We start from the raw sequence: 23,409 nt of genomic DNA, 5'->3' as shown, positions 1-23,409 counted from the left end.
ATACTTTCATTCTCCTCGCGGTATACAGGGTGGGAGGGCATATCCCTGTTCCGGGAATTGACGGTGATGCCCTGAATCAGGCTTTCAGCCAGGGCGGCGGACTTATGGGCATGTACGATCTTTTCGTAGGTGGTGCTCTCCGACGCGCTTCTGTGTTTGCACTTGGAATAATGCCGTACATATCCGCATCAATCATTATCCAGCTTCTTACATCGGTTTTTCCATATTTTGAAAGACTGAAAAAAGAAGGTGAAGCCGGACGTCAGAAAATGACGGAAATCACCAGATATGCTACAGTCGTGCTGGCGTTTATCCAGGGACTTGGAATCTCACAGTATCTTATCGGTCTGAACAGCCAGGGAATGATGATAGTACCGCATCCCGGTATAGGGTTTACGGTACAGACCGTTGTTACGTTGATTACGGGAACAATATTTGTCATGTGGCTTGGTGAACGGATTACCGAGCGTGGAATTGGAAACGGAATCAGCCTTATCATCTTTGCAGGTATAGTCGGAAGGCTTCCCGGGGCGATTGTCTCGATATACCAGGATGTATTCGTTTTAGAGCAAACCGGCTTCATTACCGCGATTTTCCTCGGAGTATTCATGTTTGCGGTTGTTGCATTTGTTGTTCTCATGACGGAAGCACAGAGAAGGATACCTGTTACATATGCTAAACAGGTAAGAGGGAGAAAAGTATATGGCGGTCAGAGTACCCATATACCTCTCAGACTCAACACAGCCGGGGTTATCCCGGTTATCTTCGCACAGGCATTCATGATGTTTCCCAGCAGTATAGCCATGTTCTTCCCCAATTCCGGGGTTGATGTATGGGTCAATGCACATCTGGCACCCGGAAGTGCCGTATATATAACGATATATACCTTATTAATTATCCTGTTCGCGTATGTATATACAGCCATAACTTTCAATCCGCAGGATCTGGCGGACAACATGAAAAAGTATGGCGGGTTCATTCCAGGCCGCAAGCCGGGGAAAAGCACCGCCAAATACATTGAGAAAGTACTTGTAAGAGTTACACTGCCCGGATCGATATTCCTCGCAGCGATAGCTGTCATGCCGATGCTCATGAGCAGACATGCAAATGTGAATTTCATGTTCGGCGGTACAAGCCTTCTGATCGTTGTCGGAGTGGCTCTGGAAACACTGCGCCAGATTGAAACACACCTTCTCATGCGGCACTACGATGGATTTCTCAGCAAGGGTAAGATAAGAGGACGAAGGTAATAATGAGGATCGTCTTCTTCGGACCACCGGGATCTGGAAAGGGAACGCAGGCTGACAGGATGTCGAAACGTTATAACCTGCATCACCTTTCAACAGGTCTTCTGCTCCGTGAAGAGATACAGAAAAATTCCGAACTGGGGAAGCGTATTCGGAAGATAGTAGAATCAGGCCATCTGGTTGATGATGAGATCGTGAACGAGGAAGTATTCAGTAAAGTGAAGGAGTATGACCGATTCCTGCTGGACGGATATCCCCGAAATCTAATTCAGGCGGAGGGTCTTGATGATTATCTTGAAGAAGAGAAAAAACCCCTTTCAGGTGCGATATTTATCACCATACCTGATGCGGAAGTGATTGAAAGACTCTCCGGGAGGCTTACGTGTTCCCGATGCGGTTTTACCGGCAAGCAGCCACTGTATCACCCTGGAGACGATTGCATCAGATGCGGTACTCCACTTGTTGAGCGAAATGATGACAGAACCGAAGTAATCGAGCAAAGGCTTGTCCACTACTATGATCTTACAAAGCATCTGGAGAAGTACTATCATGATCGCCTGTATATTATTGATGGAATGGGAACTGTCGACGAGGTTGCCTTGAGACTGGAAGAGGCTCTGTCTATATGGGAATAATAGCCGGCAGAGATCTCAGAATGATGGAAGAAAGCGGCAGAATCGTCAGAAAAGCTCTTGACGAGATGAAAGCTGTAATCGAGATCGGAGTGAGCACTGCTTCCATCGATTCCGTGGGGAGGGAAGTAATAGAAGCTGAAGGAGCTATCCCTTCTTTCCTGGGATACAATGGATTCCCGGCATGTGTCTGTGTATCCATAAACGATGAAGTGGTTCACGGAATACCTTCCAGAACCAGGATAGTAAAGGATGGCGACCTTGTCAGTATTGACGTGGGAGCATTCAAGAACGGTTTCCACGGAGACGCAGCTGATACTGTTGCTGTAGGACTGCCTTCTCCAATGGCATTGCTTCTTGTAAGAACTGTTTACGAAGCCCGCGATATAGGCATCGAAGCCGCAAGACCAGGAAACACAATCGGAGATGTTGGTTCAACTATTCAGAAGCATGTAGAAGATAAAGGTTTCGGTGTAGTCAGATCCCTTGTGGGGCACGGAATAGGCAGAAAACTTCATGAGCCACCCCAGGTTCCCAATTTCGGAAGAGCGGGCAGGGGAATGAAACTTACTGACGGACTTGCACTTGCAATTGAGCCGATGATTAATATCGGTGGATACAGAGTAAGGACGCTTCACGATAACTGGACGGTTGTTACGGCTGACGGAAGCCTGTCAGCGCATGCGGAACATACGATAATCGTTTCATCAGGAAGCCCGTTAATATTGACGGCATGATGATAATTACCAATAATATGCGTTCCGCGGAAAGCGGGCGGAAGGGAAGGAAATGGCAAAGAAACAGGGCGTAGTAGCTGATGGAACCGTTGTTGAAACGTTACCTAACAGTCAATGTCGCGTCGAGCTGGACAGTCCAGAGGGTCATATTGCCCTGTGCCACGTTTCCGGGAAAATGAGGATGCACTACATTCGAATACTTGTAGGTGACAGGGTAACGGTCGAACTATCTCCATACGATCTGAAACGCGGCCGAATTATTTACAGGTATAAGTGAGGATCGAACAATGAAAGTACGAAGTTCAGTAAAAAAAATATGTGAGTACTGCCGAATTGTGCGAAGGCGTGGAACGATCTATGTGATTTGTTCTCGGGATCCGAAGCATAAGCAGCGGCAGGGATAATAGAATTTCGGTAATTACGGAGGTAACCAGTGGCAAGAATCTCAGGAGTTGATCTTCCTCGCAACAAGCATATTCTTTATGCACTGCCATACATTTTTGGAATCGGTCTGACTTCATCAAAGGAAATACTTGAGAAGACGGGTATTGCCTTTAACGTGAAAACAGACGATTTGACAGAAAATGAAGTTGCAACGCTCAGAAAGGTCATAGACGCCGACTATAAGGTTGAAGGTGCTCTCAGAGCGGAAATAAACATGAATCGGAAAAGGCTGATGGACATACGGTGCTATCGTGGAATAAGACATCGCAAGGGGCTCCCCGTCCGTGGCCAGAGAACTCATACAAATGCCCGCACCCGAAAGGGGCCAAAATTCGGGCACGGTAGAATTCGATAGGAGGCTGGCGTGCCAAAAGGAGCCAAGGTAAAGAGTAAGAAGAAGGTTGTTAAAAAGAAAAAGGCTGTCAGGACTACGGATGTTCACGGTGTCGCCCATATAAAGTCATCATTCAACAATACTCTGATAACAATCACCGATAGAAATGGTAACGTTATCGCATGGGCAAGCGGTGGAACAACAGGAGTAAAAGGTACAAGAAAAGGAACAGCATTTGCTTCAGGGCAAGCTGCGGTACAGGCTTCCGAAAAGGCAATTGAAGCAGGAATTAAGAAAGTGGAGATCTGGGTTCGTGGTCCTGGATCCGGGCGGGAAGCAGCCGTCAGGGCGCTACAATCCACTAATCTGGAAGTTACTGCAATTAAAGATCAAACCAGGATACCGCATAACGGGTGTCGTCCCTCGAAGCGTCGCCGACGCGGATAAGCAGATAATCATGGCCCTCAAAGGGCCTGCAAACACCCGGTGATAGATTCCCCGGGAGGAGGATCAGATGGAATTCAAGAGTCTTTATCTTCCTGATATGATCAGGTGGGAAGAAGAGTCACGAACCGATACTTTCGGCAGACTCGAGATTACGCCTCTGGAACGCGGTTTCGGTCGTACTCTTGGTACCGCTCTGAGACGGGTACTACTGTCTTCGCTTGAAGGATCAGCACCGGTTGCGGTGAGAATAGAGGGTGTTGAGCATGAGTTCTCGACAATTCCCGGTATTCTGCAGGATATTCCTGAAATTATACTTAACATCAAATCTCTCGTTATCAGACTTGAGGGTGAGAAACCAGGGTCACTGAAACTGAAAGCAGGGAAAAAGGGCAAGTATACAGGAAATGATCTCAAGGGAGAAAATTACCTTGAAGTGATGAACAAGGATCAAGAACTGGTGCAGCTCAATAAGAACTGTAAATTATCCATTGAGATAATTGTTGAACGCGGGAGGGGATTCATTCCATCGGATGAATGGAATATCCATGGAAAGGAAGAGGACGCAGGAACCATTCTTCTTGATTCCTGGTTCTGTCCCGTTAAGAGAGTTAATTTTGAAGTTAAGAGTGCCAGGGTGGGCGACAAGACAGATTACGATCATCTTATTATGGATGTATTAACTGATGGAAGTATTTCTCCTGAAGATGCTGTTGATACAGCTTGTGAAATCCTTGTCCACCACCTGCAGATGATTCCCGGAGGGCTCGAACCGGTGGAGAAACCTGTTGCAATCGTTGAGGAAAAGGACAGCAGAGAAGAGATGCTTGCTACTCTGATCGAAGATACCGGTATTCCCACAAGGATTGCCAATGTACTGAAATCCGAAGGAATAAAAACTGTTAGTGATCTGATAGAGAAGACAAGCAAGGAGATACTTGAAATTGGCGGTTTTGGACCATCATCACTTGAGAAGGTAAATGAGGTTCTCAAGAAAATTGGTTTTTCAATAAACGACTGAAATACAGTCATCGAGAGAGCGAGACATGCGACACAGAAAAAAAATACCCAAGCTGGGCCGAAAGCCCGATGCAAGAAAAAGGCTTCTCCGAAATCTTGTAACCTCACTGATAATTGAGGAGCGGATCACAACCAGCATGGGAAAGGCAAAAGCGGCGCGGAGTGCGGTTGAGAAAATTATAACAAAGGGCAGAAACGATTCCGTACACTCAAGAAGACAGGTTGCCGCATCTGTGTATGGCAGCAAGGCTGTTCAGAAGGTATTTAATGTTCTGGGTCCAAGGTATGTTGATCGTAATGGCGGTTACACACGCATGCTCAAGCTTGGACCAAGACATGGTGACGCAGCAGAGGTTTGTATTTTGGAGTTCGTTGACTCGCCGGGTTCTGTTTCTGCTCCAGTCAAGGACAAGAAATAGTAAGACGGTATCAAAGTGAGGAAAATAGCCGTTCTGACAAGCGGGGGTGATTCCCCGGGGATGAACGCATGCATCAGGGCCACGGTAAGAAGAGTTCTTGACCGTGGCCTTATTGTAACTGGCGTGAGAAAAGGTTATGAAGGACTCATTGACGGGGATTTTTTAGAACTTGAATCTCAGGATGTCAGCAATATCATTCAGCGCGGCGGAACCATTCTGCATTCCTCGCGGAGCGAGAGATTTCTGACCCCGGAAGGAAGATCTGCTGCCGCAGCAAATCTCAAAAATGACAGTATCGATGGATTGGTAGTGATAGGCGGGGATGGCAGTTTCAGAGGTGCAGACAGGCTATCGTTCGAGCATGGAATCGCCGTAATTGGTGTTCCGGCAACCATAGATAACGATATCTGGGGAACTGACCTTACAATCGGATTCTGTACGGCTGTCAACACAGCTCTTGAGGCTATCGATAAAGTCCGGGATACAGCTGCAGCACATGACAGACTTTTCATTGTGGAAGTAATGGGAAGATCAGCCGGATTCATAGCCCTGGAGGTCGGAATAGGGTCAGGAGCTGAAGCTGTTCTGATTCCTGAGACTCCAACCGACCTTGATGCGATAATCAGGAAAGTCAGAAACAGAATATCCATGGGCCGAACATCCAACATACTTGTTGTTGCTGAAGGTGATGAGGCCGGAAACGCCTTTGAGATAGCTGCAAAAATAGAGAAAATGTCCAATTTGAAGAGCAGAGTAACCGTTCTTGGTCATGTTCAGCGGGGTGGGTCACCAACTTCGATAGACAGGGTACTTGCATCCAAACTGGGCTGGGCAGCTGTTGATGCGCTGGTTGATGGAGCGGGAACATGCATGGTTGGAGAAATCAGTGGGGAAATAGCCATTAATCCCCTGTCTGATGCATGGATAAAAAAGAAAAAACTCGACCCAATGCTGCTTGAACTTTCAGAAACCCTCTAATGTTGTCTTTGGGGGCCGGGCCTAACATTTAAACATTTCTAATGTGGGGGTTGTATGTCCCCGTGAAGCGATGATGTAAATGTTTAAATGTTAGGCCCGGCCCCAAATTATAGCTTTTCTTTTCTGTCACGTACAAGACATTCAAACGATCTGTCCCATGTTTTTTCAGCTTCTGGAGAGAACATACATCCGGTGAATTCCCCCAATCGTCTGTGATAGGCGATACATTCACGGCATTTACCGTGTCTGGGACACCCGGGGTATGTACAGGCGCATTTTTCCATTTTGCATTCATTCATTGATGTGCTTATGCTCCCTTCTGTCCAGATTACACAATAACTGATTAAAGAGTGCCTGTCACTATTCATTGGAAATGGAATAAGATGATAAAAGGTGTAATATTCGATCTTGATGGAACACTCCTCGATACGCTTGAGGATATTCACAATGTAGTGAACAGAGTCCTTCGGATGAATGATCTTCCGGTGAAAAACATCCCGGAAGTAAAGGCTGCTGTAGGCAGGGGAGTTACAGAGCTTGTACTAAGATTGTTTCCCTCAGGCGAGCTTTCCACTCAGAGGGTGTTTAAAGTTGCTTCCGACATCAGAGAAACCTTTCTTTTGCACGGAACAGTGCTGACAAAACCATACAGAGGTATAGAGGATATGCTTGATACTCTTGCCCGCAGAGGTATCCCTCTGGCTGTTCTTACAAACAAACCTCAGGCATCAGCGGAGAAGGCAGTTTCCGTTTATCTCCCGGATGTTCCTTTCAGGACCGTTCAGGGAGTTACGCCTGGTATGCCCATGAAACCCGAAGCGGAAATAGCTATGAAAGTCATTCTGAAACTTGGATCGGCTCCAGGAGAAACTCTTATGGTGGGAGACAGTGATGTTGATATGGATACAGCTAAAAATGCTGACTTGATCGCTGTCGGCGTATCCTGGGGATTCAGATCTGTCGAACTGCTGCTTGAGCATGGAGCGGATGTGATTGTAAACGATCCAATGGAGATTTGCGATTTAATATTCCGGTCCGACAACAACCTGAATTGATGCTGGAAGGGATTTCAGTATCACAACCGCGTTATCCGGGATGCCCCCGATAGATTCACCATCCAGTTCGACTACGAGCTTCCCTTGAGCCTTGAGTTTGAATTCGTTTCCGCTCCATGATGAAACCGAAGGATTGTCCAGAAGAGTTCCCCTGTAGATCATTGGCATACTGCGAATCAGGTTGGTTCTTGAGATCGGTCTGACAACTGCCGTATCAAGTTTCCCATCATCGGGAACTGAGGAAGGAGACAACATCATTCCTCCGCCGACGAAAGGACATACACCCGCCGTGATGCTAAGATATTTTCCGGTAAACACATTTCGTTCATCCATTGTCAGTGTTCCCTCCCATGAGGGCATTTCAATCAGAGAGAATACAAGGGCTGCAAGGTACCCCAATCTTCCAATGGACCTTTTCTGCCTGATCCGAATTGATTTATCGAGAACATGCGCGTCAAGACCGATTCCCGCGGAGTTGATGAATACCTGATCAGCCAGTGAGGTTGGATTCGATTCTATGGAGCATGAGCCGGTATCCATTACAGCGGTCCTGCCACTTTCAATACCCCTGATTGTCTTCTCGATTGATTCGGTTCTAAGTGTTTTAACCCAGTCGTTTCCATTGCCTGCCGGAAACACCGCAAGCGGAAGAGAATTTGAGCTTCTTATAAGACCGGATGCCGCATAACTTGCTGTTCCATCTCCGCCGAGAACCGCTACACCGGACCAGTGATCCGACTGTGCGGCTGATGCCAGTTCTACAACATGTTCAGCATTCTCACTGAAGACGACTTGGTTCGTGATGGAAATATCTGAAAGAAGCCTGGAAGTTCTTTCAGCCAGAGAAGGGGAAACGCCTTTGCCGGCTTCCGGGTTGACCAGAATGAGCCATGGCCTGTTCCCGAAAGCCGACTTAGCGCTGATACTGTCAGAAGCCGATATAGGATCCGACCTTCAGGAACGGTCCCGAGAAATCAAGCGTGAAACCCTCTGCCTCGCTGTCATCGAGTTCAATACTGCTGTACCTGTAACCAGCTTCAAAACCTAATAGCAGCGGTACACATCCGATCTTGTAGGAGGATTCCTGGTCCAGCCTGATGGAGGCCACTATGCCTAGACTGCTTCCGCTGCCTGATGTGAAAGTATTGGGCGAATTCAGCTTCCGTTTTGCCCAGGTATATACAGGACCTGCGCCTATGGAGATGGAGTAATTATTACTCCTGTTCAGCATATAGTAAGCCTGAGCCTCGATGGAAACAGCCTCGTCATCGAGGCCTATCACATCATCCTGAGAAGAAAAGAGCAGGCCTATTCCAAATGTAAATATGCCGATCATCAGTCTCTCGTAGGGATTGTAGTCTTCCTCATAGGTGCCATGAAGATTGGATATGCTGAGCCCTCCCCTTATTCTGAAACGCTCGTTCACATCACCAAGCAATTCCAGGGAACCGGTCAGGGCAACGCTTCCAAGTTCGAAATCTACCCCCGCATCGTTAGCAAACTGAGCGAAGTCCTTCTCATCCTGCATGGAGGGCCAGGACATGCCGAAGCAGGGTCCTATCCTGATTCTGTGTGACGGGGAACCGCTGCTGTCCGGTGCCGGTTGAGCTATTAGCATTGCGATACACAGTAACGCTGTCATCGGTACACCTCGTACATTTCGGTAGCTATGACATTGTCATCGAGCAGGATCCTGATGAAGTAAAGACCATCGGGAACCCTCTGTCCATCCTCGTCCTGCAGATTCCATCCTGCAGAGTGATCCCCTGATGTCTGGGTTGAATTGGAAATGATAGTCCTGACATTGTTCATGTAGCAGTTGAGGGCGAAAATATCCACAACGCCCTCCTGCGGAAGGTTGTACGAGAAGGAAATGTTGCTGGTTGCCTCGGTGAAAGGGTATGTGGTGCTGTCGGTACATCCTGCTATGATCAGCAGGATTGCAGCCAACAGGCACGTTAAGTACTTTTTCATGATACCTCCTATCCAAATGATATATTTGAATCACTTGATTATATTAACAGACAAGGGAGGTACGCAATGCTATCCAGTGCCCGGTGGATCAGAAGTAATTTCAGGATGGATACTGAATTAGGTGACACATCGCTTAATGAAGCCGGAGAGAAACCTGATGATTGCGTATACAGCCCAATAAGCAGTATCAATCGGATTGTGGTTCATCACTCGGCTACAGCAACAGGTTCTGCAAGGGTATTCAGGGCATTCCACAGAGCTGTTAATGGATGGGTAGATATCGGGTATCATTTCGTGATAGGGAACGGCACTATGTCAGAAGATGGCGAAGTGGAAGAAGGAAGGCCTCAGTGGGCGGTTGGCGCGCATGCCAGGGAACATAACGCGGATACAATTGGAATCTGTCTTGTGGGTAATTTCAGTGATACTTATCCAACAGAAGATCAGATGAAATCCCTGGGGAAGCTTCTGAAAAGCCTGCTTTCGGAGTACGATCTTTCTTCGTCCAGTATCATTCTGCACCGGGACCTGTCCGGATGTAAAACCGTGTGCCCGGGAGAGAACCTCACGAGAAAGATGATAGTCAACTCCATTTCCTATCCGTAAATGCTTTCAGGACTTGTCAGTTTCCCTCTTGTTTTGTATATCTGCGTACTCTGGAAAGGATACATGAAATGATTACAGTGCTGACAATGATGCATTTTATAATTTGTATACTGCTTGTGGCAGTTGTGCTGCTTCAGAAATCCAAGGGTGATGGTCTTTCCGGCGCATTTGGCGGCGGAGGTGCTCTGACTGCATCCTTCGGCAACCGTGGCGCTGCGACTATGCTCTCCAAGGCTACATCAATACTCGCCGTACTGTTCATGGTTACTTCATTTTTACTTGCGATTTTCTAGCACGTAACAAATACAGAACCGGGGTGGTGGAATTGGCAGACACGCTAGGTTAAGGACCTAGTGGGCAATTGCCTGTACGGGTTCAAGTCCCGTCCCCGGTACCAATATGAGAAGACCGCTGAATTCATGCAGCGGTCTTCTCTCATAGTATCAGCATTAACCTGACATGTTGTGTGAGTTGAATCCACCATCGATCTTGACTAGAATCACGAATTAGAGCATAGTATGTCCAACAATAGTGGACATAGATGTATGTTATTAGAGGAGACAATGATCGATTTTATCACCGCTCTTCGAAGTAAGGTAACTGGTGAAGTTTTTGATTTCCAGGTTCTCATGGATGTTCTTAGCATCTATCGTAAGCCCAGGGATGTTGTTACCAGGCTACTTTCCGATGGGATCATAATACGGATCAAAAAGGGGCTCTATTGCTTTGGAGATGCCCTTCGACGAAGGCCTGTCAGCCGAGAGTACGTCGCTAATCTGATTTACGGACCATCATATGTCAGCCTTGAATATGCCATGCAGTACCATGGCCTGATTCCCGAACAAGTCCACACAGTAACCTCTGTAACCAGCAAGCGATCCAGAGGATTCAATACACCTCTGGGTGTGTTCTCCTATAGAATGCTTAGTAAAGACCGCTATGCTGTAGGGCAAATACTGGATTCAACGGAGGAAACGGCTTTCCTGATTGCTACTCCGGAAAAGGCTCTGATCGATAAGGTTTGGACGGATAGCAGATTTGATGGTACTCGGATATCGGAATTCAGAGAGTATCTTATGGATGATTTACGAATTGAGATGGAAACACTAGGAAAACTGGACAGAAATCTCATGCGTGAAATCTGCGATGTGTATGGCTCAGCCAAGATACGGAATCTCATGATTTATCTGAAGAGAATCTGGAGCGTTAATAATGCATGAAGCGATTCGTTCCATGATGGACGGTTACAGATGTGCAACTTTTGCCGATTACAATAATGCCCTTCGCGACATATTCCAGCGATTAGCGTTATTGGGACTCTGGCGAAGCAAATTTTTTGAGCATGCAGCATTCTATGGTGGTACTGCCTTGAGAATGCTACATGGGCTTGATAGATTCTCTGAAGATCTGGATTTTTCTCTGCTCAGCTCCTGTCAATCCTTCTCGATGGAGGCTTATGGAGAAGCTCTACGCAAGGAGATCAATAGCTTCGGATTCGAGGTGGAGTTTGAAAGTTCAAAGAGCTCAAGAGCGGGACAGATTGAGTCCGCCTTCCTGAAGACCAATACCTACAAGCAGTTAATAGCCATAGACGCGGGTATGGAATTACTAAGTGGTTTTCGCTCCGGAAAGTTACTGAAAATCAAACTGGAAGTGGATATCGACCCTCCAGGAGGATTCGAGACTGGTACGCAGTACATTCTTCAACCAATCCCCTTCCCGGTTCGCGCATATAACCTTCCCGATCTGTTCGCAGGGAAGCTGCATGCGGTTCTCTGCAGGAAGTGGCGGACACGAGTGAAAGGCCGTGACTGGTATGATATGGTCTGGTTTGCTGGTCATCATCCAGAGGTCAACGTCAGCCATCTCGAGATCAGAATGAAGCAATCAGGTGACTACTCTGAAGGGGATAAGCTGACAATATCGAAACTCCGAGATCTTCTTTCAGAAGCAATTGATGAGTTGAACATAGATCTGGCTCGACAGGACATATCACGTTTCATAAGAGACCCCAGAGCGCTGGATGTCTGGTCGAAGGATTTCTTTCAGCATGTGATAAAACGCATCAAATCGATTTAGTCGGCGTGTTGCGGAATCTGAACGATATGTTCTGCCAAAGAGGTTTGATGAAGAGACCATGCCTGAATTGAACTCGGAAGACATAGACTTCCGAGCAGCTTCCGAGATGTTTAAACCTATGCGCAAACCCAGCAGGAAGGATCTGCTGAACCTCAATCTTATGATTTTTTTATCAGGAGAATACAGTCCCGAGATACATCTTCTGCTACGTTACCATAACCTGCATGGTCTATCTTCTTCATTGTCGTACACCGAGCCTGCTGAAGAAACGCTCCAATTCCGAGAAAAAGGTTTCAGGATCATCTTCATAAGTGTCATGTCCTGCATGTTCAAGTATGATCATTTCAGCATTCGGATGCTGGGATTGTATCACTCCCGGTTTGTCGGTATTCCAGGTAAGATCCCATTCCCCTTCAATAATGAGCGTGGGAATCCGGAAATTCTGAAAAGCTCCTTCAAGATCAAGGTCATGCATGCTCCTGCACAGCTGGGATCTGAAATCCGGGTCATGAACCCACTCGTAACGAGCAATTTCAGCAATCCGTTCCTCGGAAGGGCGATAATAACTCTGCCGTTTCCAATCTCCATTCAGAAACCGGTTATACAACAGCTGCTCCATCGACAGGTCAGACATTCTATTGATCTCTTGCAGGCGTGCTATTTCTTCTTCACAGATGAAGTCATATTGGCGAGTAGGTTCCAGTTCTATGTTGAGACTGGTTGCTGTACCTACAAGTACAAGTCCGGCGAGATTATCCGGATATGTAATCGCATACTCCTGTGCCAGTATTCCACCATACGAGTGACCAAGTACCACCCATTCGTCCAGATCCAGAGCCATTCGAAGGTTCTCAAGATCATTGACCGCCTGTTCGATAGTATATCCCTTTCCAGGTTCGTAGTCAGAAAGACCGCAACCGCGCTGATCGTAATAGATCACCTTGGCAAATTCAGCAGCTCTGGAGAAATGGGGATGAAAATAATGATGGGTTCCACCCGGTCCGCCATGAAGCAACACTAAAGGAATGCCTTCACCCTCTGTTTCGACATATAGCCGCGCATTGCCGATATTGATTTTTTCCCCTTCAAAACCGAGTCTATCGCACCACCGCAACACATCTGGCACGTCATAAACGATTTCATCATGGATGGTTACAATCTCGTCAAGAACCGTTTCGCGCTGGATTGAACTGTCACTGCATGAGGAGAGTAACAGAAAAACCACCAGAGAAAATCTAATCATTGGCTTCATTGCTTTGTTTCTTATTGATATTGTGTGATTACATTTTTACAACTGTTATCATTATTTGTCGAAGAATGCTATCTCTATTTATACTGGTTTATGAATTTCATCGGTATTCCTGGTTTTCAACCTGCGAGATCACTTATAACTGCCCGATAAGTGAATGGAAATTGCATATCCAGGAGATTTCATTCGAGCCCTTCTTCTAACAGGTTCTCTGTCAAAAGGAGGACTGGTTGCATTCTTAATATTACGCTCTTTTGGAACAGATAGGTATCTTTGTATGTATATACTGTATGTATTCATTTCAAAAGAGGAGCCTGAATGACGCGAAAGACCGTTCAGACAGCTGACTCTCCCCTCCCTGTCGGACCTTACAGCCAGGCTGTGATTTCAAAGGGATTCATATTCACAGCGGGACAGACGGAAAACTGGAAGAGGGTATTGAAGCTCAGACTGTTCAGGCATTAAATAATATTGAAGCGATTCTGCTTGATGCCGGCTCAAACATGGACAGCGTCGTGAAGATTAATTTATATCTTTCAGACATATCGGATTCAGCAATTGTAAATGATATATATTCCAGGAGATTTATGGTACCCTTTCCCGCGAGGTCTGCTGTCGCGGTTTCGAATCTGCCATTGGGTGCTCTTATTGAAATTGAAGCCGTTGCAGCGCTGAAGGAGGAACAGTATTGATAGGGCAAGTTATTGAGATAGTCCGTCAGGCTGATATTGTCACAAAACTCATTCTTGTGATTATTGCTGTCCTTTCGGTTGGTTCATGGGCTGTTGCAATAGCGAAGATTCGGGAATTCAGAGCAATTCTCAGTTCATCGAAGATCTTTATGGATGCACTGAGAACAACAGGCAGACCGCCTGGCGGGGAATTCTGGAACAGAAGTAGTGAAATAGGACCGCTTGCGCGAATGTACGCTGAGGCAGGCCGTTTTCTTCAGAGAAGAACCGATAGAGGTATTACAGAACCCCTTTCTATCGAGGAAGCATCCAGCCTGTCCAGTGCTCTTGAGCGGGAGGCAGGAGAGGATCTTGCCCAGCGCGAACGGAATATCGGACTGCTTGCGACTGTAACAAGTGTAGCTCCTCTGCTTGGATTGCTTGGTACGGTATGGGGGGTTTTGTCGAGTTTCATAGGAATGAGGGAACTTGGCGTTGCTGATCTCAGCGCAGTGGGAGCCGGTATCGCGGCAGCGTTGACCACAACTGTTGCAGGGCTGATGGCCGCGATTCCCGCGAATATCTTCCACAACTTCGTTGTCGGCAGGATCAATTCATTAGCCGGAGATATGGATCGGTTCCTTTCTGAACTTGTGGACGTCTGTAGAAGAGGCAGTCTTGAATGATACGAACCAGGTATAAGCAGTTCTCCGCAATTAATGTTACGAATCTGGTGGATGTCACCCTTGTTCTACTGGTGATCTTCATGCTGACATCTCCGGTGATGCAGCGAAGTGCGGATGTTACTCCCCCTTCTTCGAACACTGGAAGGGTTCTGAGCAGCCTTGATCCCAACGAATCACTGGTTCTCGAAATCGACGCATATGGCAACCTGGCCATTTCCGGCGAGCAGGTTCTGCTGGAGGATCTTTCGGATATTGCTGAAGCAGCTCACAATTCCGGCCGTTCCGAAGCCTTTGTCAGGGCGGACAGGGATGTGAGATACGAGGTAGTTGCGAACGCCCTGACCGAACTTGGCAGCGGTGGTTATCTCAATGTGGGGCTTATCCAGGAATCGAGATTGGAAGCGGATGAAATTCACTGATTCCAGACAAGGAGAACGGAACAGTTACTCCCTCCAGCGTCGAGATGTCATCTTTGTCATAGCAGGACATGTACTTCTTCTAGTGGTTGGACTGATTACTTCTTCGAGCAGCGTAATGGTACTTCCCGGCGGAGGTGATGCCATTATGGTAAACATGGTCACGCTGACTTCGAATGAAATTACATCTTCACCTCCGGATATAGTGCATCCTGCTGAAAACCCGGCTGAAATCGCGATAGAGGTATCGGTACCCGAAGTTACAGAAGAGCAGATAATTGATCCGCAGGAGACAGAAGACCAGGCTTCTGATCAAGTGGAAGAAGTTGTTGAAGAACAGCCACTGGATGAGGCCCACGAGGAGTTAGAGGCTCAGGATTCCGTTGAAGCATCAGAATTCGTATCTGTCAGCGGGGAAGGGGCAGCCGGTTCGGGAGCTCCAGGCCCCGGAACTTACGAGTCAAGAGTTTTCAATGCAGTAAGAAGAGGATACAGAACATCTGTGGAACCTGAAAGATCATATCGGGTAATTCTAATAATCAATCCGGATGGTACATCTGAGATTGAGGTTGTCAGGAAGAGTGGGACATCAGCGTTTGACAGAGCTGTGGAAAGCGCGCTGTCAAGAGCGCAGATTCCACCGATGCCGCCGGGAAGAAATACCCCGGCAATCATTAATATTGAATTTCTTGGACCGGAGTGAACAGATGAGGACTTCGGGCATGCTAATGTCCTTATTGATCTGCATGGGAACCGTACTGGCAGATAATTTTATTCCCATGACACCTGTAGGCGCTGAATGTATTCCTGTTTCCGTCAATGTAAGCGGTGACAGAGATATTGCAGACATAGCGAGAGAACAGCTGCAGGAGGATATCGATTTTTCCGGTCTCCTTATAACTAAGGATGATGGTTACGCCGAAGTAACGGTTGAGGTCAGGAACACCACCGATGGAATTGAACTCAGGGCAGAAGTCTTTTCGGGCGGGGAACCGCTTCTGGCCAGGAATTACTCGGGATATACAATCTATTCGCTTGTACATGCATTTGCTGATGATCTTGTATATGACCTTACAGGCGAAAACGGAATCGCTTCCACATGGATTTCCTATATAACCAGAACCGGGTCAAGTTACGCTCTGACGGTCAAATCAATGGATCCCAGATCAGAAATACATGTCATGACGGATGATGAAGTTATTACAACTCCGGCATGGTCACCCGATGGCGACAGAATTGCGTTTACATCCTTTCAGTCCGGTAATGGCGATCTGTGGTGTTACAGTTTTTCGGATGCTTCGGCAAGGAGTATTCTTTCAAGCCCGGGACTCAACTCCTCACCCGCCTGGAGTTCCGATGGTGAGTCGATTGCGCTTACACTTTCCCGGGGCGGGAATGTGGATATATACGTGTTTGATCCTGTGTCCTGCGAGACAAATCGTCTCACTCTCAGGGGATCCATTGAAACCTCAGCGAGTTTTTCGCCCAACGGAAGGCAGGTTGTTTTTACCAGTGACAGAATTGGATATCCACAGCTCTATATCATGGACAGTTCAGGCGGAACGGCTATGAGAGCAACTCGATCCCACTCGTACTGTGACAGTCCATCATGGTCGCCAGATGGGGATAGAATAGCCTATACCGCCAGGGTCGGGAACAATTTTCACATATTCGTCATGGACGCTGACGGTTCCAACATCCGTCAGGTTACATTCGAAGGATCTCTTAACGAAGATCCTGTTTGGGGGCCTACCGGAAGGCATATCGCCTTCAGCAGCGATATGGACGGGCAGCGTGCTGTTTTCGTGCTGGAACTTAACGGGCTTACAGTGAGAAAGCTTTCCTTGAGCGGTGAGAGTTACTGTCCGACATGGTCACCGCTTGGATTCAAATAATTTCGATCATTTCTCCATGAAAGGAAGGATGATTATGATGAGAGTTCGATTGACATCGACTCTGGCAGTATCAGTCATGCTTGTGCTTGCAATGTCCATCTCAGGCTGCAGACCGGATGACACTATTCCGGACGGAGATGACACAACCACTGTTATTGTAGAGGAATTCGCGGATACCCTTACGGGAGTATGGGAAACAGATACACTGTCCTCCGGAATGGATATGCTTCTTGTTTACCAGGAGCATCTGAACGATATCTTTTTTAACTACGACAGTGATGAACTGTCACCTGAAGCTCTTGATATTCTGATGCAGAACTCGTCCTATATGCTGGAAACACCGGGATTCAGAATCCTTATCGAAGGTCACTGCGACGAAAGAGGTACAATTGATTACAACCTTGCTCTTGGAGAGAACAGGGCTCTTTCCGTCTATAACTATCTCGCTAATTACGGTGTAGCTTCCACCCGGCTTCAGTTTGTAAGTTACGGCAAGGAACGTCCCTTTGATCCGGCTCATACAGAACAGGCCTGGTCATTGAACAGAAGAGCTCACTTCAGAGTTCTTCCGGGAAACTGATATGATTCGAGGAATTATCACTGCGGTTTTTCTGTCACTTACATTTACAGGATGTTTTGGTGTCTGGGTTCACACTCCGAAGGAGATCGCTGACATTGAAGCCGGGCAGCTTTCGATGCGGAATGAGATTGATTCACTGACCCTTGCTATGAAAGAGAACGAGAGTCTTCTGAGAGGGCTTCAGGCACAATCAGGTTCCAGAAGTTCCTCTGAGATTGAGAGGCTTACAGCCATTGCTGATGAACTTTCTCTTGCATTGATCAGACTTGGCAATACCAGCGGAATCACTGAACAGGATACTGTCTCCGGACCCGACGCCAGACTTCTCTACGAGGAGGCTTACAGGCAGTTCCAGCAGGGGAGTTTCGAGATATCAGCACATGGGTTCATGGAACTTCACGAGAAATACCCGACCTCTTCTCTTGCTGATGATGCTTTGTATTACATGGCTATCTGCTGGGAAGCAGCCGGACAGTCGCATCGCGCCATAGAGGATCTGGTTGCCCTGTATTACATGTATCCAGGTTCCGAATGGGCTGCAGGAGCTATATTCAGGGCAGCTGATATCTACGGTGCTCACAGCGCTCCTTTTGAGAGAGACCGTCTCTTTGATCTGCTGCTCAACAGGTATCCAGAGAGTGATGAGGCTGCGCTTGTCAGGGAACAGTACCGCTCTGAACAGGATTAACGATAACCTGAGTGCGTATTCCACCCGGATCGCGAGGAAAAGGTTTCCAAAACGGAATTATGATCTTTGACGGAAATGTTTTATCCGTGCATATTTGGCGGTTGCACATTTACTGATCATTGACTGCGAGAGTGGCGGAATTGGCAGACGCGCCAGATTTAGGATCTGGTAAGTTAGACTTGTGGGGGTTCAAGTCCCCCCTCTCGCACCATTTCAAAGGGAAGAACAACTGATGTATGACATTGTGAAGTCAGAAGAGAACAGAAGAACCGTATGTTTTACGGAATCATCCGACAGGATATCATCGCATTTCCGTGATATTCGCAAGCAGATTACAAAGGATCTTGAAATACCGGGGTTCAGACCCGGGAAAGTACCCAGGTCGATTATTGAAAAGCAGTATGGAAATATTATAAAGGCGGAAGTCGCTGATATCGTCAGGCGGGAACTCACTTCAGCAATGCTCGAAGAGGAAGACTGGATACTTGATGATAATGATCCTGAGGGAAAGATAGAACTTCCCGCGGAGGAGAAAGCGTACTCTTTCGAAATGACTTTTTCACTCTATGAAACCCCTGAACCCGAAGGGCTCGACGGTATTAAAATAGAACTGCCTTCTCTCGATATTGAAACTGCGGTAGAAGATACGATAGATTCGTTCCGCGAGAAAATGGTCAGCTTTGAAACAGTTGACAGGCAGTCTGAAGAAGGTGACCTTGTGCTGCTTGAAGCGGTGCCGGACGGAGATTCGGGAGAACCGCAGGAGTTCAGTATTAGAATCGGAGAATCACAGATTGGAACAGGTTTTGATGAACTGGTTCTGGGAGCTGCGGCAGGCACACAGTTCCTGGCCAGGATGGATAATGATACAGAGGAAAACCTGCATCCTGTTCATAGATTCAGGATAATGGATATCAGACATCCTGTTCTCCCCGAGCTTAACGACGAATTTGCAAAGAAAGCAGCTGACGTTGACAGTGTGGAAGATCTCCGGAAAAAAGTAGAGGAAAGCGTCAGAAACCGCTACGAGCAGGAGATAGTTTTTCTTAAAGAAAGAGAAGCCATTGACAGTCTTCTGGAAAGCAACCCGTTCGACCCGCCTGTATACATGGTTGATAACCTTACACAGGACTACCTTAAAAGGCTTGGGGAAGAAGAACCAGGCAAGGAAACCATAGAGGCGACAAAAGAACTGGCTTTGAAAAAGGTTCGGGAATTCCTTGTGCTCAGAGCTGTTGCTTTGAAGGAAAATATCGAAATTACTGAAGAGGACATTAATACTGAAAAGAACTCCGAAGAGTCGGCTGCATCCGTTCTGGACAGACTCAGAAACAGAAAAGCTGTGGAACTTATCCTTGATCGTGCTGATATCATTGATAAGAAGCCCCGAAAGGGAAAAGACAAGAATACATCCGGGGAAGAACCGGACTCATCCTGGCACTGGATAAGTGTTGAAGATAACGGAGCAGAACCGAATAAGGAAATATCCAGGGAAGAGGAGCAATCCTGATGCCATCTATCATACCGTTTGTTGTAGAGCGAGAAGGAAACAGGGAAAGATCCTACGATATTTATTCACGCCTTCTGAAGGAGCGGATCATATTTGTAGGTGATACCATGACCGGTCAGACCGCCAGCCTGATTGTCGCCCAGTTGTTGTTTCTTGAAGGAGAGGATTCCAAAAAGGACATCAACATGTATATCAGCAGCCCTGGAGGCATGGTTTCATCAGGGCTTGCGATTTACGATACAATGCAGTTCATCAAACCACCGATAGCTACATTCTGTATGGGTACCGCCGCAAGTATGGCAGCAGTCCTTCTGGCTGCGGGCGCGAAGGGTAAACGGAACATTCTTCCTCATGCAAGAGTGATGATTCATCAGCCAATGGGAGGAGCCCAGGGCCAGGCCACAGATATAGAGATACAGGCCAGGGAGATTACTAAATCAAAGGAAACACTGAATACTATTCTTGCTGAGCATACAGGGCAGTCGCTTGAAAGAATAACAACCGATACGGACAGGAATTTCTGGATGGATGCACAGGAAGCGGTTGATTACGGTGTAGTAGATAACATGCTTTTATCCAGGACTTGATGGGAAATATTATGGGTAAGGAAAAAAAGTGTTCATTCTGTGGAAGATCAATTGCTGAGGTTAACCAGCTGATACAAGGTCCCGGCGTTCATATCTGCGATGAGTGTATAAGGTACTGCAACGAGCTGGTTGAGATTGAAAAGGACATCAAGCCTGATGTTCCGGAACTCGTAAAGGAGATTCTGCCTGTTCCTTCCGAGATAAAGGCGCAGCTGGATGAATATGTGGTCGGTCAGGAGCAGGCCAAAAAGGTTCTTTCGGTTGCCGTTTACAACCATTACAAAAGATTGCGATCCAGAAACAATTCCGGGGATGTTGAACTCGAGAAAAGCAATATTCTCCTGATGGGACCCACAGGCGTCGGAAAGACGCTTCTGGCGCAGACTCTGGCCAGAATACTGGATGTTCCTTTTGCAATAGCGGATGCGACCACACTTACAGAAGCGGGGTATGTCGGAGAGGATGTCGAGAATATCCTGCTCAGACTGCTTCAGGTTACTGATATGGATGTTCTTGCCGCGCAACAGGGTATCATCTATATAGACGAACTTGACAAGATTTCGAGAAAGTCTGAGAATCCGTCTATTACAAGGGATGTTTCCGGTGAGGGAGTACAGCAGGCTCTTCTGAAGATCATCGAAGGAACTGTTGCAAGCGTACCTCCTCAGGGTGGCAGAAAACACCCTTATCAGGATAATATTCTCGTAGATACCAGCAATATCCTCTTCATCTGCGGAGGTGCATTCAATGACCTGGATAAGATCATAGAGAAACGTCTTAAAAAAAGCTCAATGGGATTTAGTGCAACCGTCAACTCAGTTGCTGACAGTGACACCAATATTATGGCTAACGTTCAACCGCATGATCTGGTCAGATATGGTCTGGTTCCCGAACTTGTCGGCAGACTGCCCGTTCATGTGGCACTTGATGATCTGGATATTGATGATCTTGTCAATGTTCTTACAAAGCCCAGAAATGCCCTTGTACGACAGTACGAATACCTTTTCGAACTCGAGGATGTAAAACTTGAATTTACAAAAAGTGCCCTTAAAGAGGTTGCGCAGACAGCGAAGAAGATTGGCACCGGAGCCAGAGGATTACGTTCCGTAATCGAGAATGTACTTCTGGAACCCATGTACTATCTGCCTGATCTTGATGATGTGAGTAAACTCGTGGTTTCTCCTGCCGTGATCAGAGGAGAATCAGAACCGAGGATTGTCAGATCCCGGAAAAAGAAGGAAACCGGAAAAGCCGGCTGAAACGACTTTATTAAGTAATGTCTTCACTAAATGTTAAATTTCTTCGAAGTTGTCCCGGTTCCGGGAGTCTTCCCCATGACGGGTTGCCTGAAGTATCTTTTGCAGGCCGATCCAATGTGGGTAAATCATCACTTCTTAACAGACTGAACGGGGGCACATCAGTAGCCCGGACAAGTTCCAGACCCGGTTGCACACAGTTTCTCAATCTTTACTCAGTTTCCGGCAGTTACTACATTGTAGATCTTCCTGGATATGGATATGCTCGGGCGCCATCAAAGAATCGCGAAGAGTGGGCCGGTTGGATCATGACCTATCTGATGGAAAGATTGCCGCTGCGGGGAGTTGTCCTTCTGGTCGATGCAAGGCATCCGTGTCTCCCTATTGATATGGAAATGGTTGAATTCCTGAAGAACCGGGGGAGACCATATGTGATTGCGCTTACTAAATCGGATAAACTGAAAAAAGGAAAACTTGCTTCAGCAGTCAGAAAAGCTCAGGATATGGGGCCGGTAATTCCAGTGTCATCAATTACGGGATCCGGGATAAAGGAATTGAAAAAATGGCTTTTCCAGGCTGTCTCATAATGAAAGGATTATCATGCCAGCGACCATATTAACAGGGTTGCAATGGGGAGATGAAGGCAAGGGAAAAATGGTTGATCACCTTTCGGGAACCGCTGATGCAGTTGCGAGGTTTTCAGGAGGTGCGAACGCGGGGCATACCGTTGAAACAGGAGGGCGAAGGATTGCTCTCCACCAGCTTCCGAGCGGACTGATTCACCCTGATCCCCTTGGAATCATCGGTGCGGGCTGTGTACTGGACCCAGCAGCACTGATGGATGAAATCAAGACACTGGAAACAAATGGAATCTCAATCACGGACAGGCTTTCCATTTCAGGAAAAGTACATCTTGTACATCCCGCAGGTAAATATTTCGAGAGAAAAAATGAGGATGAAAGAGGTGTTTCAGCAATAGGAACTACATATAGAGGAATCGGCCCGACCTATGTCCGGAAATTCATGCGGGAAGGTATCCGGCTGGAGGATGCTGCGATGCCGGACATATTCCTGGAGAAATCTGCGCTGATAACCGAAGATTGCCTGAAAACACTTGATCTATCTGAAGATGAGATCAGATCTCTCAACAGTGAAGTGGAAATTTTCAACAGTATATCTCTGAAGCTTGTTGAATATGCTGAGGATGTATCTCTTCTCCTGGCAAGAATACTGGACAACGATGGTTCCGTTATCGCTGAAGGAGCACAGGGAACTCTTCTTGATCCTGATCATGGCACATACCCCTTTGTTACATGCGGTTCGTGTGTAGCGGGAGCGGCATGCACCAGTCTCGGGATAGGACCGGTAAGGATTGATGAAGTTGTCGGAGTCATGAAAGCCTATTCCACCAGGGTGGGGAACGGACCGTTTCCCACTGAGCTTACCTGTGCGCTCGGTGAACGAATAAGAGAGCAGGGAAACGAATATGGCGCAACTACAGGAAGACCCAGAAGATGCGGGTGGTTTGATGCCGTTCTGACGAATTACACGGCCAGGATAAATGGATGCACCTGGACTGCTCTAACACTTCTGGATGTGCTGAGCGGTATACCGGAACTGAAAGTCTGCAAGAAGTACGTGCTTGACCCGGAAACAGATCTTACACTGTTCGAAACCGGGGCAAGACTGGGGAATCATACCCCTGTTTACGAAACTCTGCCCGGATGGGAAGAAAACATTTCCGGAGAACGGGACTGGGAAGCTCTGCCTGAAAATGCGAAACAGTACGTGCTGCTCATTGAGCAGCTTATCGGAGTACCCATCAAAGCAATTTCCACAGGACCCGCCAGGGAGGATCTGATCTGGAGAATGTAGGTTTTTTCGATACACACTGTCATCTCT

General features: G+C 47.2%; 30 protein-coding genes, 2 tRNA genes and 2 pseudogenes. 29 read left to right on the top strand and 5 right to left on the bottom strand.

The window, feature by feature from the left end:
• The 11 genes from secY to K8R76_10230 all read left to right on the top strand — a co-directional run.
• Positions 1-1,250: preprotein translocase subunit SecY (gene secY, locus K8R76_10280; GenBank protein ID MCD4848565.1), on the top strand; the 1,250-nt coding region annotated here is incomplete at its 5' end.
• Positions 1,251-1,252: 2 nt separating this feature from the next.
• Positions 1,253-1,882, top strand: coding sequence for a nucleoside monophosphate kinase (locus K8R76_10275; GenBank protein ID MCD4848564.1), 630 nt, complete (start codon positions 1,253-1,255; stop codon positions 1,880-1,882).
• A complete protein-coding gene (gene map, locus K8R76_10270; GenBank protein ID MCD4848563.1) occupies positions 1,873-2,616 on the top strand; it encodes a type I methionyl aminopeptidase in 744 nt (247 codons plus the stop codon). The genes K8R76_10275 and map overlap by 10 nt, the downstream gene beginning before the upstream one ends.
• Before the next feature lie 52 nt (positions 2,617-2,668).
• Entirely contained in the window at positions 2,669-2,893 is a 225-nt protein-coding gene (gene infA / locus K8R76_10265) for a translation initiation factor IF-1 (protein MCD4848562.1), read from the top strand.
• A 10-nt stretch (positions 2,894-2,903) separates the two neighbouring features.
• Complete coding sequence (rpmJ, locus tag K8R76_10260; protein MCD4848561.1) at positions 2,904-3,020, top strand: 50S ribosomal protein L36; 117 nt, start codon at positions 2,904-2,906, stop codon at positions 3,018-3,020.
• A 29-nt stretch (positions 3,021-3,049) separates the two neighbouring features.
• A complete protein-coding gene (rpsM, locus tag K8R76_10255; protein ID MCD4848560.1) occupies positions 3,050-3,415 on the top strand; it encodes a 30S ribosomal protein S13 in 366 nt (121 codons plus the stop codon).
• A gap of 9 nt (positions 3,416-3,424) precedes the next feature.
• Entirely contained in the window at positions 3,425-3,841 is a 417-nt protein-coding gene (rpsK, locus tag K8R76_10250) for a 30S ribosomal protein S11 (protein ID MCD4848559.1), read from the top strand.
• A gap of 67 nt (positions 3,842-3,908) precedes the next feature.
• The gene (locus K8R76_10245) at positions 3,909-4,859 is read left to right on the top strand and encodes a DNA-directed RNA polymerase subunit alpha (GenBank protein ID MCD4848558.1); all 951 of its coding nucleotides are present in this window, start codon (positions 3,909-3,911) and stop codon (positions 4,857-4,859) included.
• A 25-nt stretch (positions 4,860-4,884) separates the two neighbouring features.
• Positions 4,885-5,277 (top strand): 50S ribosomal protein L17, encoded by a 393-nt coding sequence (gene rplQ / locus K8R76_10240; GenBank protein ID MCD4848557.1) that lies wholly within the window; start codon positions 4,885-4,887, stop codon positions 5,275-5,277.
• 15 nt (positions 5,278-5,292) lie between these two features.
• Positions 5,293-6,255: a 6-phosphofructokinase gene (gene pfkA / locus K8R76_10235; protein ID MCD4848556.1), complete on the top strand. Its 963-nt coding sequence runs from the start codon at positions 5,293-5,295 to the stop codon at positions 6,253-6,255.
• Positions 6,256-6,638: 383 nt separating this feature from the next.
• Positions 6,639-7,310: an HAD family hydrolase gene (locus K8R76_10230; GenBank protein MCD4848555.1), complete on the top strand. Its 672-nt coding sequence runs from the start codon at positions 6,639-6,641 to the stop codon at positions 7,308-7,310.
• Here K8R76_10230 and K8R76_10225 read toward each other — a convergent pair.
• The 4 genes and pseudogenes from K8R76_10225 to K8R76_10210 all read right to left on the bottom strand — a co-directional run bounded on the left by K8R76_10225 (position 7,278) and on the right by K8R76_10210 (position 9,284).
• Positions 7,278-7,850, bottom strand: a complete 573-nt coding sequence (locus K8R76_10225; protein MCD4848554.1) for a hypothetical protein — start codon at positions 7,848-7,850, stop codon at positions 7,278-7,280. The genes K8R76_10230 and K8R76_10225 overlap by 33 nt on opposite strands.
• Positions 7,833-8,252, bottom strand: a pseudogene (locus tag K8R76_10220) (acylglycerol kinase family protein). Before K8R76_10220 ends, K8R76_10225 begins: the two are co-directional and overlap by 18 nt.
• Positions 8,239-8,952 (bottom strand): hypothetical protein, encoded by a 714-nt coding sequence (locus K8R76_10215; GenBank protein ID MCD4848553.1) that lies wholly within the window; start codon positions 8,950-8,952, stop codon positions 8,239-8,241. Before K8R76_10215 ends, K8R76_10220 begins: the two are co-directional and overlap by 14 nt.
• Positions 8,949-9,284, bottom strand: a complete 336-nt coding sequence (locus tag K8R76_10210) for a hypothetical protein (GenBank protein ID MCD4848552.1) — start codon at positions 9,282-9,284, stop codon at positions 8,949-8,951. The genes K8R76_10215 and K8R76_10210 overlap by 4 nt, the downstream gene beginning before the upstream one ends.
• Positions 9,285-9,350: 66 nt before the next feature.
• On the opposite strand from K8R76_10210, the gene K8R76_10205 reads away from it, so the two are divergent.
• The 5 genes from K8R76_10205 (at position 9,351) to K8R76_10185 (ending at position 11,969) form a co-directional block, all read left to right on the top strand.
• Positions 9,351-9,890, top strand: a complete 540-nt coding sequence (locus K8R76_10205; protein MCD4848551.1) for a peptidoglycan recognition protein family protein — start codon at positions 9,351-9,353, stop codon at positions 9,888-9,890.
• Between the two features lie 68 nt (positions 9,891-9,958).
• The gene (gene secG, locus K8R76_10200) at positions 9,959-10,183 is read left to right on the top strand and encodes a preprotein translocase subunit SecG (GenBank protein MCD4848550.1); all 225 of its coding nucleotides are present in this window, start codon (positions 9,959-9,961) and stop codon (positions 10,181-10,183) included.
• A 17-nt stretch (positions 10,184-10,200) separates the two neighbouring features.
• Positions 10,201-10,287 (top strand) — tRNA-Leu (locus K8R76_10195).
• A 166-nt stretch (positions 10,288-10,453) separates the two neighbouring features.
• Positions 10,454-11,110: a hypothetical protein gene (locus K8R76_10190; protein ID MCD4848549.1), complete on the top strand. Its 657-nt coding sequence runs from the start codon at positions 10,454-10,456 to the stop codon at positions 11,108-11,110.
• A complete protein-coding gene (locus tag K8R76_10185) occupies positions 11,103-11,969 on the top strand; it encodes a nucleotidyl transferase AbiEii/AbiGii toxin family protein (protein MCD4848548.1) in 867 nt (288 codons plus the stop codon). The genes K8R76_10190 and K8R76_10185 overlap by 8 nt, the downstream gene beginning before the upstream one ends.
• A gap of 238 nt (positions 11,970-12,207) precedes the next feature.
• Here K8R76_10185 and K8R76_10180 read toward each other — a convergent pair whose 3' ends face one another.
• Positions 12,208-13,212 (bottom strand): alpha/beta fold hydrolase, encoded by a 1,005-nt coding sequence (locus K8R76_10180; GenBank protein ID MCD4848547.1) that lies wholly within the window; start codon positions 13,210-13,212, stop codon positions 12,208-12,210.
• A 324-nt stretch (positions 13,213-13,536) separates the two neighbouring features.
• Between K8R76_10180 and K8R76_10175 the strand changes: the two are divergent.
• The 13 genes and pseudogenes from K8R76_10175 to K8R76_10115 all read left to right on the top strand — a co-directional run bounded on the left by K8R76_10175 (position 13,537) and on the right by K8R76_10115 (position 23,382).
• Positions 13,537-13,910: pseudogene (locus tag K8R76_10175) on the top strand (Rid family detoxifying hydrolase).
• The gene (locus K8R76_10170) at positions 13,907-14,575 is read left to right on the top strand and encodes a MotA/TolQ/ExbB proton channel family protein (GenBank protein MCD4848546.1); all 669 of its coding nucleotides are present in this window, start codon (positions 13,907-13,909) and stop codon (positions 14,573-14,575) included. The pseudogene K8R76_10175 and the gene K8R76_10170 overlap by 4 nt, the downstream one beginning before the upstream one ends.
• Positions 14,572-14,994 (top strand): biopolymer transporter ExbD, encoded by a 423-nt coding sequence (locus tag K8R76_10165; GenBank protein MCD4848545.1) that lies wholly within the window; start codon positions 14,572-14,574, stop codon positions 14,992-14,994. The genes K8R76_10170 and K8R76_10165 overlap by 4 nt, the downstream gene beginning before the upstream one ends.
• Positions 14,981-15,694 carry a TonB C-terminal domain-containing protein gene (locus K8R76_10160; protein ID MCD4848544.1) on the top strand — a complete coding sequence of 238 codons (714 nt, stop codon included), beginning with the start codon at positions 14,981-14,983 and terminating at the stop codon, positions 15,692-15,694. Before K8R76_10165 ends, K8R76_10160 begins: the two co-directional genes overlap by 14 nt.
• A 19-nt stretch (positions 15,695-15,713) precedes the next feature.
• Positions 15,714-16,886: a hypothetical protein gene (locus K8R76_10155; protein MCD4848543.1), complete on the top strand. Its 1,173-nt coding sequence runs from the start codon at positions 15,714-15,716 to the stop codon at positions 16,884-16,886.
• Positions 16,887-16,920: 34 nt separating this feature from the next.
• Entirely contained in the window at positions 16,921-17,466 is a 546-nt protein-coding gene (locus K8R76_10150; protein MCD4848542.1) for an OmpA family protein, read from the top strand.
• 1 nt (position 17,467) lies between these two features.
• Complete coding sequence (locus K8R76_10145) at positions 17,468-18,154, top strand: hypothetical protein (GenBank protein ID MCD4848541.1); 687 nt, start codon at positions 17,468-17,470, stop codon at positions 18,152-18,154.
• 125 nt (positions 18,155-18,279) lie between these two features.
• A tRNA-Leu gene (locus tag K8R76_10140) sits at positions 18,280-18,365 on the top strand.
• Positions 18,366-18,386: 21 nt separating this feature from the next.
• Positions 18,387-19,664, top strand: a complete 1,278-nt coding sequence (gene tig, locus K8R76_10135; GenBank protein MCD4848540.1) for a trigger factor — start codon at positions 18,387-18,389, stop codon at positions 19,662-19,664.
• Positions 19,664-20,251 carry an ATP-dependent Clp protease proteolytic subunit gene (locus K8R76_10130; GenBank protein ID MCD4848539.1) on the top strand — a complete coding sequence of 196 codons (588 nt, stop codon included), beginning with the start codon at positions 19,664-19,666 and terminating at the stop codon, positions 20,249-20,251. Before tig ends, K8R76_10130 begins: the two co-directional genes overlap by 1 nt.
• Positions 20,251-21,510 (top strand): ATP-dependent Clp protease ATP-binding subunit ClpX, encoded by a 1,260-nt coding sequence (clpX, locus tag K8R76_10125; protein ID MCD4848538.1) that lies wholly within the window; start codon positions 20,251-20,253, stop codon positions 21,508-21,510. The genes K8R76_10130 and clpX overlap by 1 nt, the downstream gene beginning before the upstream one ends.
• A gap of 17 nt (positions 21,511-21,527) precedes the next feature.
• A complete protein-coding gene (gene yihA, locus K8R76_10120; protein MCD4848537.1) occupies positions 21,528-22,094 on the top strand; it encodes a ribosome biogenesis GTP-binding protein YihA/YsxC in 567 nt (188 codons plus the stop codon).
• A 13-nt stretch (positions 22,095-22,107) separates the two neighbouring features.
• Positions 22,108-23,382 carry an adenylosuccinate synthase gene (locus K8R76_10115; protein MCD4848536.1) on the top strand — a complete coding sequence of 425 codons (1,275 nt, stop codon included), beginning with the start codon at positions 22,108-22,110 and terminating at the stop codon, positions 23,380-23,382.
• Positions 23,383-23,409: the final 27 nt, after the last annotated feature.

The organism is Candidatus Aegiribacteria sp., from assembly GCA_021108435.1.
In the GTDB taxonomy this organism is placed as follows: domain Bacteria; phylum Fermentibacterota; class Fermentibacteria; order Fermentibacterales; family JCC-6; genus Aegiribacteria.
Note: the sequence above shows the minus strand (reverse complement) of the source record. Positions and strands in the feature narration are given on the sequence as shown.